The following is a 15,204-nucleotide window of genomic DNA, read 5'->3' as shown; positions in this document are numbered from 1 at the left end:
AATCCCATGGATCAAACTTCAACATTGATCGAGCATATTGTTGAAGCATGGATACAGCTGCAAACGGAGCAGCCTTTGGTGCAATGTATTACCAATAGTGTTGCAACCAATTATGCAGCCAATGTTTTGCTGGCTGCCGGCGCTTCACCTGCCATGATTGACAATCCATTCGAAGCCGAAAGTTTTACCAGTATTTCCGCTGCACTGAGCATTAATCTGGGTACACCGACCAATGAACAAATGCAGGCGATGCAAATTTCTGCACAAACGGCGCAACGAACTGATACGCCCTGGGTACTCGATCCAGTCGGTTACGGTCCCATTTTAAAATGGCGCTCGGATATGGTGGATGAGTTACTGCAATACCATCCAACAGTCATTCGGGGTAATGCTTCAGAAATCAGTACGCTTGCAGGCAATCAGGTGCTCTCCAAAGGCGTGGATAGCACTTTGGATAGTGCCGATGTGTATAACCAAGCCAAAATACTGTTAGCACATGCTGAATGCATCGCGATTTCAGGTGAATCTGATTTTATTTTAAGCAAAGAACTTAATGCCGTAATTCAGGTCAATGGTGGCTCTTATTTACAGCCGAAAGTCACAGCGACTGGCTGTGCACTCGGTGCTTTAATCGCGGCTTACTGTGCGGTAAGCACAGCGACGATTGCCACCGTTGCGGCACATACGCATTTTGCCATTGCAGGAAAATTGGCCTTTGAAAAAGCGCAAACGATTGGTCAGTTCAATGTTGCATTCATGGATTACATCCATAGTTTGAATCCAGATTTAATTCAGCAATATGCCGATATTAAAATCCTTGAAATCTAAAAAAATTATCCATATTGATGATTCTGCATAGATCTTTATTTTAGTTTTTAAACAGCAGGGTAAAACCGTTTTTCAGCAGGACATACTCAATGGAACTTAGACATTTACGTTACTTTGTGGCGCTGGCTGAAGAACTCAATTTTACCCGTGCTGCACAAAAACTGTGTACCGTGCAACCTTCCCTCAGTCAGCAAATTAAAGATTTAGAGGAAGAAGTCGGTGTACAACTGATTAACCGAAGCGCTCGGCAAATAGCTTTGACCGCAGAAGGTCAAGGCTTTCTCAAATATGCCTTGGAATCGATTAAATACGCAGAACTGGCTGTCGCTCATGCACGTCAAATCGCCAATCAAGGTCAGCAACAGCTATTTATTGGCGTATTGCACGTTGCGGAAATGACCGTCATCCCTCAAGTCATTCAACAGGTTCGTGCTCAATTTCCACAAGTCGATCTTAAAATCAGAAGTTTATCCTGTAGCGAGCAAGATCAAGCACTGAAAAATTCCGAACTGGATTTAATTTTTAGTCGCGTGTGTATGGATGATCCGCTTTATAGCAGCACGATGCTGTTTGAAGAAAAACTGTTATGTGTTGCCCATCAAAACTATATTGCCAAGCGTAAAATTCAGGACTTAAGACAAATTCAAAATGATGACTTTATTGTCTGCGACCAGCTCTTTTCACCGGTGTTCTATCAACGAATTCAACAGTTCACCCAAAAAGAAAATTTAAAACTGCAATATAAATATCAAGTCACCAATGCCTTACAGCATATTAATATCATCAATATGGGTTTAGGCTGGAGCTTTATACCTGAATATGCACAGCAATTGCTGAACCCGAATGTACAGGCGATTGAACTGAAACAAGACTTGCCTACTTTACCGCTGTATGCCAGTTATCGAACAGATGCTGAAAATCCAGTTTTGCAATTTACTGCAAAAATCATTCAGCAATCTGTTCAACAACAGCAGGGTTCAAAATAACTTTTAAAAACCAGAATTAAGCGATTTGATACTGCATTTGTTGCAATACATGAGTGAGTTTCTGCAAGGCTGCTGCATCATCATACAATGCTTCTTGATGGCGCCATGCGACATATCCATCCGGACGAACCAGCAACATGCCTGCTTCAGTAATTTCACAGCTTTTTTGCCAGATGCCGTAAACATCTTTGACTTCTTGCCCAATGGTCACAACATCCAGATAAGCTAAATCTAATTGTTTAGCTGCCTTTTTCCAGGCTGTACCGGATAAACCAGTCACTAAAGTAAGTTTGCCATTTCCGACAATATCCAGGGTGGAAACTTTCTGACCGTTTTTCGCATCAATTAACCAGCAATGTGGAATTTTTGCCCCGGGACGTGAAGTTGCCTGTAAATACAATTGCGGATCAGCTTGCCAATGTTCCTCATCTTCATCCTCCAAAACCACCGCAACGGATTGATAACGCTGATTCAGCTCCACACCTTGAGCATTGAACTCAAAGTTTTTAATTTCCAAAGCATGATTCAACTGAAGACGTAATTCAGCCGCATCTGCTGTCGGTGCATTCAATCGATCCAACAATTGCTGGGTGGTTTCAATGCCTTGATCAAAACCGAAAACATCTTTCAGGTGCTTGTAGTCCATGCGAGATTGATTGGCACGTGCCACAATTTGCTGTCCAACCGGCACACGCTCATCACTATAAGAGCTCAATAAATCTGCTTTCGCCCAATCTTTAATGACAAAAGCCAATTTCCATGCCAAGTTAAATGCATCTTGAATACAGGTATTTGACCCTAAACCACTCGATGGCGGATGACGATGTACGGCATCCCCGCCGCAGAAAACCCGACCGACAGAATAATGCTTGGCAAAAGCCTGATTCACATACCATGCCGATACATTTTGAACTTCAATATCGACATCATCGGTACCAATAAAGGTATGAATACGTTGGATGATCTGTTCTTGGGTATATTGCGGCTCACCTTGTGCAATATCGAAGCCCCAACCTGCAATCCAGTCATTCCATGGAGAAATGGCACGCAGCAGGCCCATACCAATTTCCCCAAAACCTGCGGCAGGATTAACAATCCAATGCAAAATGCTTGGACGATGTTGCACATACTTAGTCAAGTCGGCTTTGAAACGGACATAGGTCGTACCCGCACGCGCCATATGACCTTCAATCGGAAGACCAATTTTTTCAACGATTTTAGAGCGCGCCCCATCCATACCCACCAGATACTTGGCACGAACCGAATATTTTCGATTTTCCAATCGGTCTAAAAACCAGACTGTAACGCCATCATCATCTTGTTCATGATCTAGATATTCGGTGTTGTAAAATAGATTTGCACCACGCGCAACCGCATGTTTAACCAGTAGTGCTTCCATTTCTGGTTGCACTAAATCGAATAAAGGTGAAGGACTTCCCTTTACATAATCACCATGGCGTAAATCACTCGTTCCCCAAGCCTGGATACGTGCAATCTCCTCACCAATCAAGCTGGTGGTAATCATGCTTTCCCCCATGTGTTGCCATGGGGTTGCCCTACTTTTAGCTTCTTCTTCCAACCCAAATTCACGCAATACTTCTACTGCACGCTGATTTGTAATGTGCGCACGTGGAGAATTTGCCAAACCATTAAACTGGGTATAAAAACGAACTGAAATACCATAAGTGGCCAAGGCTAAAGCAGTGGTTGCTCCCGCTGGACCGGTTCCAATCACTACAACATCCGTATCGAAAGGCTGATTTGACATCCCGTTTCCTTATTCAATTCACTTCAATGTACTCATCCAAATGCTTGGATTTACTTTTATTGAACTATAAGGAAAATATTGAAACTATTTAAAAACTATCAAAACTAACTATAGCGATATGCATCTGAGCTATAGAAACTCAAAGCATTTTGATATTTTTAAGCATGATGAGCATTTTTTGCTTAGGCTTTCTTTATACAAACTGAGAAATTTAAAGTAGATAATTCAGCCAATCTCTAGAGAATAAAATTTAATACACTTTGCGGTCTAAAAATAAATTCAATATAGTTTCAAAAATCGTTTTTAAATCCAATTTACAGATACAAAGCAACCCCATGCCATCAAAATAGTCAGGCACATGCTGCATAAAAAAGTTGATATGTGGCGTTGCCTGAGTTCTTAAACGTTGAATGTGTTCAGGTGTGGTTTGCGGCATCACATAAGGATAAACAAAAATGTCTTCTCGGCGCTTGCATATATCCTGCTTACGCTGCTGCATCATCTCCAGAACCTTTAAATATTCTTGAGGAATTTCTTTACCTGTACGTGGGAAGAAATTTTGTGAACGAGATGCAAAATAGGTATAAATTTTAGGCTGTATGACGGTAGGTACATACCATAAGGGAATAGTAGGATGTCGAATCCGGTGATTAATCGCAACCCGGATTGCAGTTTTAAGTGTCCTGTTGCCTTTGCGATAAGCTGGTAAAATACTCGCCCGGGAACTCACCACAAAGACAGGATGACCCTCTAGAGAAAGCTTAAGCACAGGAATAATATTTTGTCCAACCAGTGTATCTTTATGATAATAATGAACCACCAGAACTGAAACGGCGTCCTGATCATATACAAAATCATAAATTTCATTTGCAGTCGAATTTGGAAAAATTTGCTGATCAAATTCACATATCATTTCAAAAAAACGATGTTTTTGTTCAGATGCAAGTTTTGTAAAATCTATAATCCTTTCTGTAATACGCATTAGACCCATTTAACCCTTGTTTTTATATTTTTATTATTCATCACTTTATTCACATTCAACATCCCTAGAAATAGCTATTTTAGGACTGATTAACCTGTTTACTCTCTCCATTTTAAAGCAGCAGGTCAAAATTCATCTATTTTCTAATCATTTAAAGATAAATCAAAATGACAAAAACCCAATAGCACCTGTCTATTGGGTTTTTAAAGCGATTGAAAAGGAAACTAATTAGAGATATTCATTATCTTTTGCTAGTGTCCGTAATTACCTTTTAGCGATGCGTAATTAAAACAGATTTAATTCGATTATCATCCAGTTCCGTCACCTCAAAGTGAACGCCGTGATACTCTAGATGAGTACCTAAGGTCACTTCTCCGTGAGTTTTTTCTAAAATTAGACCTGCAACACTGATATAGCCGGCATCTTCTTCGACCAGATCCATCATGCCCAACTCTAATTCAAGCTGGTACACATCCAGCATGCCCGATGCTTTCCAGGTGTTATCATCAATTTTCACTAAATCAAGCTGCTCATCCGCATCAGGAAATTCTCCGGCAATGGCTTCAAACACATCGAGTGGAGAAATTAAACCTTGTACATTACCAAATTCATCACTCACCAGAACCAATGAACCTTTCGATGTGCGCAAAGTATTAATAGCATCAATCACTTTCATTTTCGCGAAAATATAGATTGGACGATGGCGTTTGATTAAAGCTTTAAGTTGTTCGTCATCATCAATGACATCAAGCAATTCTTTAGCACGAACAACACTGATCACCTTATCCAGACTTCCACGACACACTGGAAACAAGCTATGCGGCACAGATAACACCTGTTCACGAATCTGTTCAGGACTATCTTCAATATCCACCCAAGAAATCTGGCTACGCGGTGTCATGATCGAGGCAACAGATCTTTCTGCCAGGGTTAATACCCCGCCAATCATATAACGTTCTTCATCAGCAAATGCTTCTTGAGCTTCGAAGTGTTGCGCGCTATTCGCCACCGTCTCCATTTTGCCACCCATCAATTTCAAGATGGAATCCGCTGTACGATGACGCAGTGGAATTTTAGATTCATGTTTGGCTATATTGCGCTGACCAAATTGGTTAAATGCTTCAATTGCAATCGCAACACCAATACCTGAATAGATATAACCTTTCGGAATATGGAAACCAAAACCTTCTGCAATCAAGCTAATCCCAATTAACAATAAGAAGCTTAAGCACAAAATCACAACGGTCGGATGTCGGTTTACAAAAGCAGTTAATGATTTGGAGGCCAGTAACATTACCGCCATGGCAACTATCATTGCTGCCATCATCACATAAATGTTGTCGACCATACCAACTGCGGTAATCACCGAATCTAAAGAGAATACGGCATCCAACACCACAATTTGCGCAACAACTGCAGCAAAACTCGCATACACAATATTGGTAGTCACATTAACTTCAGGTTTGCCTTCAATCTTTTCATGCAGTTCGGTCACAGCTTTATAGACCAAGAATAAACCACCAAATAAAAGAATCAGATCTCGACCTGAGAAGGTCCAATCAAAGACCATAATAAGCGGTTTGGTCAAAGTGACTAACCAAGAGATGGCAAACAATAAGCCCAAGCGCATAAATAAAGCCAGGGAAAGACCCACTACACGCGCTTTATCACGCTGTTCTGGAGGGAGTTTTTCTGCCAAAATGGCAATAAAAACCAGGTTATCAATACCTAAGACAATTTCTAAAACAATAAGGGTAAGTAAACCAATCCAAATTCCCGGATCTAATAAAAACTCCATTAGTTTAAATCTCCGATCTTATGAATTTGGTTAAAATTAAATGTAGACCTGCACGGCGACGGATCCATAGAGGTGACCTGTTCAACAATAGATAAATTAATTATGCACAAACTATAAAATTTGTAATTAGATTTTTTCATTTTCAATCATAAAAATGCCAACCTGTATAAAATACATACTCATTTTTGTGACTTATTTCATCTATTCGTCTGATTTTTTTCTTTGGGAATAGAATGGATCTAACAGTTACAACCACTAAAAATTTTAAAAAACCCAAAAGATAACAATATAAGTTATTGTTTTTATGAATTTTATTACAATACTTACTTGACAAATACAGCAATTTATTAGGCATATGATCCAAATATCAGAAATTTTTTGTTAAAAAGATCAGTTCCCAAAGCTGTTTTTTTCACTAGAATAAAATACAGCCAAGATTTTTTAACTCAATAATCGATAACTAAACTTAGATGCGCAAGTCTCTAATCCAATCAAAAAAATTTACAGGGATTATTTACTATGACAAATGAAAAAGCATTAACCTTCAATAAAACGTCGAAAACGATTGCTAATACTAGTTATGAAGGTACATATCTAAATCTAGATTCATCATTTGATCAGCATCAAGTTAAGGTTATGGTCACGCATAATAACCAAAAGTTTGAAATGCTTATGCCTGTCATTTTACAACATGGTACTCCTACGGCAATGTTAGCTTCAGAGCCTTATCAATATTCTGAAGTCCAAGAAGAAGTGTTGAAGTTTGCCCAGAGTATTGTGGGATTTCATCAAGATAAAGACAGTTACACCCTGTCTCTTCTAAACGATCATGCTTAATTTTGATTCGTATAAGGGGACTTATAAAGATAAGTTTACTTATTGCATTATAAAAAACTTAATATATATTAATAAGCAATAAAAATAATTTAATATGTATTGCGAAGCAAAATAGCTTTAGATTAGAATGCTTTCGATGAAAAATTACAATTACAACAATGAATTAGGTGGTTGTCTACCATGACTAAAAAATATAGTAAATTTTTACCTTCTATGGAAAATTTTAGCTTAGAAAATTTTCCATATTATTGGGTTACCCAAGTCCATGCTCAATACGTTCAGAATGTCGATCACGTATTAAAAAAATATGGTTTAGATAATTCTCGTCGCCGGATTTTACTCGCTTTAAAATCAAAACCGAATGCAAGTGTGTCTGATCTTTCCGAAATGGTGGTATCCAAGATGTCAACGACCACTAAAATTGTTTATCGTTTAAAAGATGAAGGATTAGTTGATACTTACTCATGTGAAGATGATGCCCGAATTACCCGTGTAGTCTTAACGGAAAAAGGACAACAAATGACCCAGAAGATTAATGACCTCACCAATGTGGTCCTGGAACAATCTTTTGAAGGTTTAACCCCCTTACAAATTGAAAAGATGATGGAAAGCCTTAAACATATTTTCAAAAATCTAGCGCACTAATTTAAGTTTAATTTAAAAAATTTAATCAGGAGTTACTTTTTTGCTTTAGCTATAAACATGTTATTCAATAAGTTTTATTCAATTTTTCACAAAATCGTTACAATAATAAAATACAATTACAACAATTAAAAAACAGGAGAAAAATCCATGACAAAAAAATATAGTAAATTTTTACCTTGTGTCGAAGATTTTAGTTTAGATAATTTTCCATTTTATTGGGTTACCCAAGTACACGCTCAACATGTACAAAACGTAGATCATGCGTTGAAAAAATATGGTTTAGATAATTCTCGTCGCCGTATTTTACTTGCATTGAAAGCGAAATCGCACGCAAGCGTCTCAGACTTATCTGAAATGATTATTTCTAAAATGTCGACAACCACTAAAATTGTCTACCGCCTAAAAGATGAAGGATTAGTTGATACTTACTCATGTGAAGATGATGCCCGAATCACCCGTGTTTTATTAACAGAGAAAGGGCAACAAATGACCCAAAAGATTAATGACCTCACCAATGTGGTTTTGGAACAATCTTTTGATGGCTTGACCCCATTACAAATAGACAAAATGATGGAAAGCCTGAAGCATATTTTCAAAAATTTAGCACGTTAAGGCTTAATCGAAAAAATTCAGTTGAGGCGTTATTTTTTTGATTTTTGCTTTAGGTACATGTGAACACTCAAATTCATCCTCAGGAAACCCCTCTACAAAAGATCGGATATCTGGAGATTTCCAACTTAGCCATTCATTTAAACGCTCGTGAGGAATAACAATCACTGAGCGTTTAACATTTCCAGGCTCATGAAATTCTTTCATCATGGGATGATCTATTGCATCCATATCAAACATTAATCTTACTATGACTTACCTTCTCTTTCCTTAAATCCTATCTATATGATTTTATTATATTCCTATTCTTACTACATATAACCTAGCATGACATGACATTACTTTTATTTGTGAGTAATATCGTGAGTAAATCTTTTTAAACCATAATGGTTGTTACTCACATCATGTTAAATGACTTAAAAATCAAGCAATTAAAAGCTAAAGAAAAAGTATACCGTGTTGCTGATCACTCAGGATTGTGCATTGAAGTTCGACCTACAGGTAAAAAGTTCTGGCGGTATCGCTATCGCTTTCTAAATAAACCTCAAATGCTAACCATTGGACAGTATCCAGAAATAAGCTTGTCTTATGCCCGGACTAAGACAAATGAGTTTCGGGAACAGCTTGCCAAAAATATTGATCCAATTGCACTCAAGAAAGCTGAACGTTTGGAGGCGATGCAGGCTCAAGAAGAAACATTCCGAGCGATTGCTAAAGAATATTGCGACCATAAAAAGAAGGCAAAATCAGAAAATTGGCTTTATGTCCGAAACCTTGCATATGAAGTCGATATCTTTCCTATGATTGGGGATAAGCCGATCAAGGATGTGAGTTCAGTAGATGTTAAAAACATTATGGACAATGCGATTAAACGTGTTTTGAAATCAGGAAAAGGTACCGGGGAAAACAAGGCAATTTCAATCAGGCAGATCATTGCTGAAGTTATGCAATATGCCATCATCTCTGACAGATTGATCAATGACCCAACCTATGCATTACGCGGATACATTCATAGTCCAGAAACTGAGAATGCTCAACCAGTTAATTCCAAGGATCGAAAACTGATTATGCTGAGCATAGATAGATATACAGGCTCCATTAGCACCAAGAATGCACTTAAAGCCCTTATCTATACAATGTTGCGTACAGTTGAGATTCGTAGAGGATTGAAGGAATATATTAATTTTGACGCTCGCACCTGGACGATTCCAATTGCTTCCAAGTCTGATATTCTCGCAGGCAAACGCAACATGAAGAAAAACCGGATTCATATCGTGCCGTTATCAGATCAGGTTATGGGTATCCTGAAGGCACAGTTTGCTGCTTACCCTGATAGCCCTTATATTTTCCCAGGTGTTAATAATAATACGATGATTGGGCCTACCACACTGAATCAGGCGTTTCGCAATATGGGTTTGGGTCATATCACTATGCATGACTTTAGGGCTACTGCCTCAACGGATCTAAACGAAGCAAACTATAATTCAAACTGGATTGAGCTTCAGCTTGCACATGTGAAAGGTGATAAAGTTAAAGCTACTTATGATCATGCAAAATGGCTGAATGACCGTAGAAAAATGATGCAGGACTGGGCTGATATGGTTGATGGGTGGAAGGAATAGCCCTCACTTAGAGGGCTTTAATAACATCAATACAGATCTTTAATCCTAACCGATCTAGCTTCAGAATTAATGTCAATACATTTTCTATTAGACATAAGAACTGCTCTACATGATATAAAATACCAAGTTTTGGTGATACTCAAATCATAATATTCTCTGTTAAATCAAATAATTATTTAATTGGTTTGATTAAATATTCTTTATTTTACTTTTAAGGAAATATTATGTTCGGTTCAAAACGCAGTTTTCTCGCAATCTTAATCACACTATCTCCACTTGCATCTGTTTCAGCATTAGCAATGCCGATTATCCCAACTCTGGAGTTTCCAGCGGAATCAACAAATATAAAGGCTGAAAATTCCAAAGACAGTAATGATGAATTCAAAAAAACTGATGTTGAAAACAAATCTAAATAATAAAAAGGAAGGTATCTCATATTAATTGAAATACCTTCCTATCAGCTCACTTGAGGGCCTCTCAAATCACTTTGAATGCTTAATCAAAACCATCGCCACGGCTTTTGCAGCAGTCCAGTATTTTGCATTAAATTGTGCTAATTCAGCTTCGTTTGAAATAAAGCCAAGTTCTACAATCAATCCACCATTGCTGATAAAGCCAAGCTTTCCACGTGCTGACTGGCTTTGATCAATCCAGCCATTATCACCACGTAAGCGACTACCAAAAACATCTGCTACAGCTTTTGATAAATCCTGTGCCAGTTTCTTGTCTTTCGGTAATGCGATGGTTTCAATGCCATTCGCTTGTTTGGATCCTGCAGCATTCATATGGAATTCAACTGCTACAGATGAGCCTTTAATGAGCTTAATGGCAGCATTTAAATCCTGATTGAGTGTACCGACCCCATCCGTTTTGTATTGGATACCTGCTTCACGTAGATAATAAGAGACTGCATTACGGAATTGAGAAACCAGTTCAGCCTCTTTAAATTTACCGTTTACGGCACCCGGATCGGTATTTGAATGCCCTGCTGTGACTGTGACAAATTGATTTACGTTATGTAATTCAGGTTGCTTTTTAAGTCGAGCAAGAATCATAGCCACACCAACAAAACAACCTACCCATTCAGCGATATTTTCAGGAATCTTGTTTTTTAAGTCTTGAGGGATGATATTCCAGACCTGAACAAACTGCTCAGAGAATAAAATCAGGGCGTAAAAAAAGGTGCTAATTGCGCCCACTTGTACCGACTTGAGTTTCCAAGCCTGTTTCCAGTTATCGATTAGTTTCATTTAATACTCCATTTTGATGATTGTGATTTAAGCCAGTTTTCAATAAATGTACTTCCCAAAATCCCCAGAGCTGATGCAATCGCAATCAAGGCTAGTGGGCTAATATCAGGAATTTGCAGAATGATGGCGCCTGCAATCGTTGATGTTGCTGCGCCCAAAATCGTTCTGCCAATCGTCAAGCGCCAAGTCAGTTTTTCATCTGAAACAAGCAGTTTGGCAAAACCAATACACGCCCCGATTACGATAAGTAAAAGTAAATTTTTTTCATGCTCTTGCACGATACCCCCTAATTTTTGGTAATAAAAAACCCTGATCTAATTAAAGGTCAGGGTTGCTGTGGATTATTTGAGTATTAAGTGAGTCTAGCTTGTCCACATCTCATCAACTTGCTCGTCAGTTAGGCTTAGTGCAATTCGAGCTTGTTCGATAAAAGGGTCTGTTCGTGAAAAGAAGATTGCTCGATTGTATGCAATACTTAATTGCCTATCGGTTTTAATTAAATCTTGCACCGCATCATATAAACCACTTTGATCAAGTTTTTGGTCAAATTGAATCGGGCTAAGTGTGGGCATGTTTTGACGATTAAATTCAATCAATTTTTGTTGATCAATTTTAATTTCACCATCTTCAATATACCAAGATTCGATAGGCTCTCTAGGGATCTCGGCAAGAGTGATGTAGTTATCTATGTTTACTTCACCAAGTAATATTGTTGAAACTACAACCACTCCATCATGTTCGTAAACTATAATCACTAGAAATGCACCCCCAATGTAAAGTTCTGATCTGCACTACTACCATCATATGTATTCTTACAATAAACTCTGATAGTTGTTGTGCTTTCTGCTACTGCTATAATTCCAAATTCGAAAGATGTAGACCCTGTTGTCAACAAAGGGAAAAGCGTTGAACCGTTCGGGTTATCTACCGTGATTAAGTAAACACCCACAGATACTTTGGAGACAGAAGCAATTGCCCCTTTTGATGAGAATACAGTGCCATTTCCCAAAACTCTGACAAATCCCCTAAAACCGTACACGGGAGCATCACCTTTCGCATTTAAAGCATCGCGAAGTTTTTTAGCTGTAATGATATCAGTATCATTAATACCCGATTTAGCAATTGCAGTAGTGGCTATTTTAGCCTTCCCTGCTACTGTTTCGGTGGCGTTGGGGATTGCATTAATAGCATCCGATATTTCAGAATCAACCTCCTGTATAGAGTAAACACTTAAGTTACCTCTAGCATCTCCTGCATTATCCGCACCAGTACCGCCACCCTCAATGGGTACAATGTTGCCTTGACCGCCTGTTTGAATTAAGGCAACAACCTCTGATTTACCATAAACATCAAGATTGCTGCGTGCTCCTTCTGCTGTTGTTGCACCAGTACCACCACGAAGGATGGGTTGAGTTTCAGCTAAAGCGTTCTCAGAATTTACTAAAGCGGAATTTGCTGTTTGTAGAGCTTGATTTGATTTTGTATTTGCTTGATTTGCTGTATCTACCGCATATGTATAATCAAAATCGTACTGCCCTAATTTATACCCAAGGTCTTGAAGTGCATACCAAGCCCGATCAAGATCCTTATTTAATGCCGCATAACTGAATGAATTATCGTAACTTTGATAATTTATTGCTCTTGCGAGTGGCGTTTTACGTGTAATTTTTATTACACTTCCGGCACTTGGTGCAATACCGAAAACTACAGCACCACCACTTAATGACCATGTTCCAATGACCGGTTCTATATCATCTACAAGTACAATTAAATGGTCCTGATTATCACAATCAAACTCTAAGGCGAAGCTCTTAGTGCTACCGTTTGCTGTGTACTCTTTGTATGGCGTTTGCGGTTGTACTGCCATGATTTTTCCCCTAATCGAAATCTAAGGCAGCTTCAACTTCGCCACCGTTTGTTCTCCAATTAGGCGATTCATTAGATTCATTTTGTCTGTGTATTTTACCGATGCGTTCAGGTGAATCAGTGACCGCACCCGCTAAAGAATCGAGATCATCATCTGGCTGTTCAATAATTGCAGGATTAAACATGCGCATATTTTTATATTGTCTTGAGCTGTTCTCGCCTTCTTCTGGTGTATCAATCACTGATGTATGAACCCATAAAAGACCTGACATTAAAGGCCCTTCCAGTGCTTCTAAAATGCGTTTATTTTTATTGCCAGTGTTATGTTGTTCTTTCACACCACAACGGATACGACGTGCTTTTAATGCGCCTTTCAAGGCTGCCGGTGCAAAATTACCAATCCCATTGGTTTCAATCGTTAGACTTGGAACATTGAATTTCTCAATCAGGTCACAAAGCTGCCATACCTGACCGCCAGTGATATTTCCGTGTGCATCATGTGTGACGACTTCACCAGTCAGTGCAATAGATCTGTGCCAGTACTTCGCGCCAAAATCGTCATGTAAAACCAAAGCCACGGATGAAATATCCGATTTAAGCTTGCCGGATGATGGGTCCCATCGCATGGTAAGGCCAACAATCTGACGATCACCCAGCATCATGATGTATTTGCCATTGGCACGTCTTAAAACTGGCTCACAGTCATAAGGAATCATCTTGTCAGGATCAAGACGCACATCACCGATAGGTTTTGCATGCATCTGATACTGTGAATCCCATTCATTCAGCGTTCGGCATTCCTTGCGACGCTTATCCATTTCAGTATCAGTAAAACGTTCAGGCCATAGCGATTCACTGTATAGGTCAATCAGATAATGGGTTTCCTTGAACATGATCTTGAAAGCAACACCAAGTTTATGAACAAAGTAGTCTTGATCCCTTTTGAGTAGTTTTGCAGTGTTACTGATACCGCTAAAAATATAAACCGGATCAAAATCACTTAAGCATTCAGTGATATTTTCGAATCGTTTTTCTTTTTCAAACATACGCAAAATCATACATTTTGCTCCGAGCTTTTGAATCTGTGTGTATAGGGAATCGTGCGTATGCGGTGTGCCGACAAATAGCTTTTGCCCACCAGGTATAAGAATGTGAGTTTGTTCAGATAGGCGATAGCGCAGTTTTTCACGTGCTTCGGGTGTGCCGATGTTGGAAGGCATTTCCACGTCATCGTTTTGGATCTCATTGGCACGTGCACCAGTGACGTTTGACAGAACACCGCGTGCATGGATTGAACCGTGACGTACATCACTTGAGCCGCTGATCCACCACTTTTGCAATTCACCACGTGCTTTATGCACACCGAACAATTGGCATAACGGATGCTTCTCAACGACCTGTTCAGTACCTCGACTGGCTTTTGCTGCATCTTTGTCTGTAGCAGCCTGGTGTAGAATTAAATGCTCATTATTGCAGTACAGCTTCCATGCGTTATAGATATCCAGAATCGTTGATTTACCGTGACCACGCGGCATCATCAATAAGCCAAGCGGCCCGTAATCCTCCAAGAAATCACAGACATCTAAATGGAAATCCGGCACTTCCCAATTCATGGCTTCCGCATAAATCAGAAAGAACGCAGCAAAGCTGACCTTAATCATGAATTAGCTCGGACGCTGTTTGCGTTCTTCTAACTTTTTAGCCACGCTTTCAAGCAATTTAGCTGCCTGTGCCTCTGCTGAAACGTTACGACCATCTGTACTACCAGTGGTTTGCTCATCATCAATCAATACGCGCTTTAACTTTTCCAAGCATGTCAGGGCTTCTTTTGCGCCTTTGTACAGCCAAACTTTGTCACCTCGACCTTCTTTATCAAAAATGTCTTTACCATATGCCTCTGTGAGTAAATCAATTGCATCGGTTGAAGCCATCTCTAAACAAAGCTCCAATTTCTCTTTGGTTTCAGGCTTTAACTTTCCAGTTTTCTTTTCGTCTGACATATAAAAATCCCCC

At 39.1% G+C, this 15,204-nt stretch carries 16 protein-coding genes and 1 pseudogene; 7 read left to right on the top strand and 10 right to left on the bottom strand.

Features of this window, described 5'->3' with window-relative positions; translation table 11 throughout:
• The first annotated feature begins 6 nt into the window (after positions 1-6).
• Together thiM and HLH16_RS08810 are read left to right on the top strand one after the other, a co-directional pair.
• A complete protein-coding gene (gene thiM / locus HLH16_RS08815) occupies positions 7-828 on the top strand; it encodes a hydroxyethylthiazole kinase (RefSeq protein WP_171529042.1) in 822 nt (273 codons plus the stop codon).
• A gap of 89 nt (positions 829-917) precedes the next feature.
• On the top strand, positions 918-1,814 hold the full coding sequence (locus HLH16_RS08810) for a LysR substrate-binding domain-containing protein (RefSeq protein WP_171529041.1): 897 nt from the start codon (positions 918-920) through the stop codon (positions 1,812-1,814).
• A 16-nt stretch (positions 1,815-1,830) separates the two neighbouring features.
• Here the strand turns inward: HLH16_RS08810 and HLH16_RS08805 are convergent, their stop codons facing one another.
• The 3 genes from HLH16_RS08805 to HLH16_RS08795 form a co-directional block, all read right to left on the bottom strand.
• Positions 1,831-3,582 (bottom strand): FAD-dependent monooxygenase, encoded by a 1,752-nt coding sequence (locus HLH16_RS08805; protein ID WP_171529040.1) that lies wholly within the window; start codon positions 3,580-3,582, stop codon positions 1,831-1,833.
• 250 nt (positions 3,583-3,832) lie between these two features.
• A complete protein-coding gene (locus HLH16_RS08800; RefSeq protein ID WP_171529039.1) occupies positions 3,833-4,564 on the bottom strand; it encodes a hypothetical protein in 732 nt (243 codons plus the stop codon).
• A 271-nt stretch (positions 4,565-4,835) separates the two neighbouring features.
• Positions 4,836-6,362 (bottom strand): TerC family protein, encoded by a 1,527-nt coding sequence (locus HLH16_RS08795; RefSeq protein ID WP_171529038.1) that lies wholly within the window; start codon positions 6,360-6,362, stop codon positions 4,836-4,838.
• Between the two features lie 519 nt (positions 6,363-6,881).
• Between HLH16_RS08795 and HLH16_RS08790 the strand changes: the two genes are divergently transcribed.
• The 3 genes from HLH16_RS08790 (at position 6,882) to HLH16_RS08780 (ending at position 8,456) form a co-directional block, all read left to right on the top strand.
• On the top strand, positions 6,882-7,199 hold the full coding sequence (locus tag HLH16_RS08790; RefSeq protein WP_171529037.1) for a hypothetical protein: 318 nt from the start codon (positions 6,882-6,884) through the stop codon (positions 7,197-7,199).
• A 180-nt stretch (positions 7,200-7,379) separates the two neighbouring features.
• Positions 7,380-7,844, top strand: a complete 465-nt coding sequence (locus HLH16_RS08785) for a MarR family winged helix-turn-helix transcriptional regulator (RefSeq protein WP_171529036.1) — start codon at positions 7,380-7,382, stop codon at positions 7,842-7,844.
• 147 nt (positions 7,845-7,991) lie between these two features.
• Positions 7,992-8,456 carry a MarR family winged helix-turn-helix transcriptional regulator gene (locus HLH16_RS08780; protein WP_171529035.1) on the top strand — a complete coding sequence of 155 codons (465 nt, stop codon included), beginning with the start codon at positions 7,992-7,994 and terminating at the stop codon, positions 8,454-8,456.
• 3 nt (positions 8,457-8,459) lie between these two features.
• Here the strand turns inward: HLH16_RS08780 and HLH16_RS08775 are convergent.
• A pseudogene (locus HLH16_RS08775) lies at positions 8,460-8,693 on the bottom strand (DUF159 family protein); the annotation flags it as partial.
• 164 nt (positions 8,694-8,857) lie between these two features.
• Here HLH16_RS08775 and HLH16_RS08770 point away from each other — a divergent pair.
• Together HLH16_RS08770 and HLH16_RS08765 are read left to right on the top strand one after the other, a co-directional pair.
• Positions 8,858-10,075 (top strand): tyrosine-type recombinase/integrase, encoded by a 1,218-nt coding sequence (locus HLH16_RS08770; RefSeq protein ID WP_171529034.1) that lies wholly within the window; start codon positions 8,858-8,860, stop codon positions 10,073-10,075.
• A 224-nt stretch (positions 10,076-10,299) separates the two neighbouring features.
• Positions 10,300-10,491 carry a hypothetical protein gene (locus HLH16_RS08765; protein WP_171529033.1) on the top strand — a complete coding sequence of 64 codons (192 nt, stop codon included), beginning with the start codon at positions 10,300-10,302 and terminating at the stop codon, positions 10,489-10,491.
• A 66-nt stretch (positions 10,492-10,557) separates the two neighbouring features.
• Here HLH16_RS08765 and HLH16_RS08760 read toward each other — a convergent pair whose 3' ends face one another.
• The 6 genes from HLH16_RS08760 to HLH16_RS08735 form a co-directional block, all read right to left on the bottom strand.
• The gene (locus HLH16_RS08760; RefSeq protein WP_171529032.1) at positions 10,558-11,325 is read right to left on the bottom strand and encodes an N-acetylmuramoyl-L-alanine amidase; all 768 of its coding nucleotides are present in this window, start codon (positions 11,323-11,325) and stop codon (positions 10,558-10,560) included.
• A complete protein-coding gene (locus HLH16_RS08755; protein WP_171529031.1) occupies positions 11,322-11,603 on the bottom strand; it encodes a phage holin family protein in 282 nt (93 codons plus the stop codon). The genes HLH16_RS08760 and HLH16_RS08755 overlap by 4 nt, the downstream gene beginning before the upstream one ends.
• Positions 11,604-11,687: 84 nt before the next feature.
• Positions 11,688-12,080 (bottom strand): hypothetical protein, encoded by a 393-nt coding sequence (locus tag HLH16_RS08750; RefSeq protein ID WP_171529030.1) that lies wholly within the window; start codon positions 12,078-12,080, stop codon positions 11,688-11,690.
• A complete protein-coding gene (locus HLH16_RS08745; protein WP_171529029.1) occupies positions 12,080-13,192 on the bottom strand; it encodes a hypothetical protein in 1,113 nt (370 codons plus the stop codon). Before HLH16_RS08745 ends, HLH16_RS08750 begins: the two co-directional genes overlap by 1 nt.
• A 10-nt stretch (positions 13,193-13,202) precedes the next feature.
• Positions 13,203-14,852 (bottom strand): phage terminase large subunit, encoded by a 1,650-nt coding sequence (gene terL, locus HLH16_RS08740; RefSeq protein ID WP_171529028.1) that lies wholly within the window; start codon positions 14,850-14,852, stop codon positions 13,203-13,205.
• Between the two features lie 3 nt (positions 14,853-14,855).
• The gene (locus tag HLH16_RS08735) at positions 14,856-15,191 is read right to left on the bottom strand and encodes a hypothetical protein (protein ID WP_171529027.1); all 336 of its coding nucleotides are present in this window, start codon (positions 15,189-15,191) and stop codon (positions 14,856-14,858) included.
• Positions 15,192-15,204: the final 13 nt, after the last annotated feature.

Source organism: Acinetobacter sp. ANC 5378 (genome assembly GCF_013004315.1).
Lineage (GTDB): Bacteria > Pseudomonadota > Gammaproteobacteria > Pseudomonadales > Moraxellaceae > Acinetobacter.
Note: the sequence above shows the minus strand (reverse complement) of the source record. Positions and strands in the feature narration are given on the sequence as shown.

Excerpts from the sequence above, each read along its gene's own strand:
- HLH16_RS08765 (WP_171529033.1), top strand. The coding sequence starts at position 10,300 with ATGTTCGGTTCAAAACGCAGTTTTCTCGCAATCTTAATCACACTATCT.
- HLH16_RS08790 (WP_171529037.1), top strand. The coding sequence starts at position 6,882 with ATGACAAATGAAAAAGCATTAACCTTCAATAAAACGTCGAAAACGATT.
- HLH16_RS08785 (WP_171529036.1), top strand. The coding sequence starts at position 7,380 with ATGACTAAAAAATATAGTAAATTTTTACCTTCTATGGAAAATTTTAGC.
- HLH16_RS08770 (WP_171529034.1), top strand. The coding sequence starts at position 8,858 with ATGTTAAATGACTTAAAAATCAAGCAATTAAAAGCTAAAGAAAAAGTA.
- HLH16_RS08795 (WP_171529038.1), bottom strand. The coding sequence starts at position 6,362 with ATGGAGTTTTTATTAGATCCGGGAATTTGGATTGGTTTACTTACCCTT.
- HLH16_RS08805 (WP_171529040.1), bottom strand. The coding sequence starts at position 3,582 with ATGTCAAATCAGCCTTTCGATACGGATGTTGTAGTGATTGGAACCGGT.
- HLH16_RS08760 (WP_171529032.1), bottom strand. The coding sequence starts at position 11,325 with ATGAAACTAATCGATAACTGGAAACAGGCTTGGAAACTCAAGTCGGTA.
- HLH16_RS08810 (WP_171529041.1), top strand. The coding sequence starts at position 918 with ATGGAACTTAGACATTTACGTTACTTTGTGGCGCTGGCTGAAGAACTC.
- HLH16_RS08800 (WP_171529039.1), bottom strand. The coding sequence starts at position 4,564 with ATGCGTATTACAGAAAGGATTATAGATTTTACAAAACTTGCATCTGAA.
- terL (WP_171529028.1), bottom strand. The coding sequence starts at position 14,852 with ATGATTAAGGTCAGCTTTGCTGCGTTCTTTCTGATTTATGCGGAAGCC.
- HLH16_RS08735 (WP_171529027.1), bottom strand. The coding sequence starts at position 15,191 with ATGTCAGACGAAAAGAAAACTGGAAAGTTAAAGCCTGAAACCAAAGAG.
- thiM (WP_171529042.1), top strand. The coding sequence starts at position 7 with ATGGATCAAACTTCAACATTGATCGAGCATATTGTTGAAGCATGGATA.
- HLH16_RS08745 (WP_171529029.1), bottom strand. The coding sequence starts at position 13,192 with ATGGCAGTACAACCGCAAACGCCATACAAAGAGTACACAGCAAACGGT.
- HLH16_RS08780 (WP_171529035.1), top strand. The coding sequence starts at position 7,992 with ATGACAAAAAAATATAGTAAATTTTTACCTTGTGTCGAAGATTTTAGT.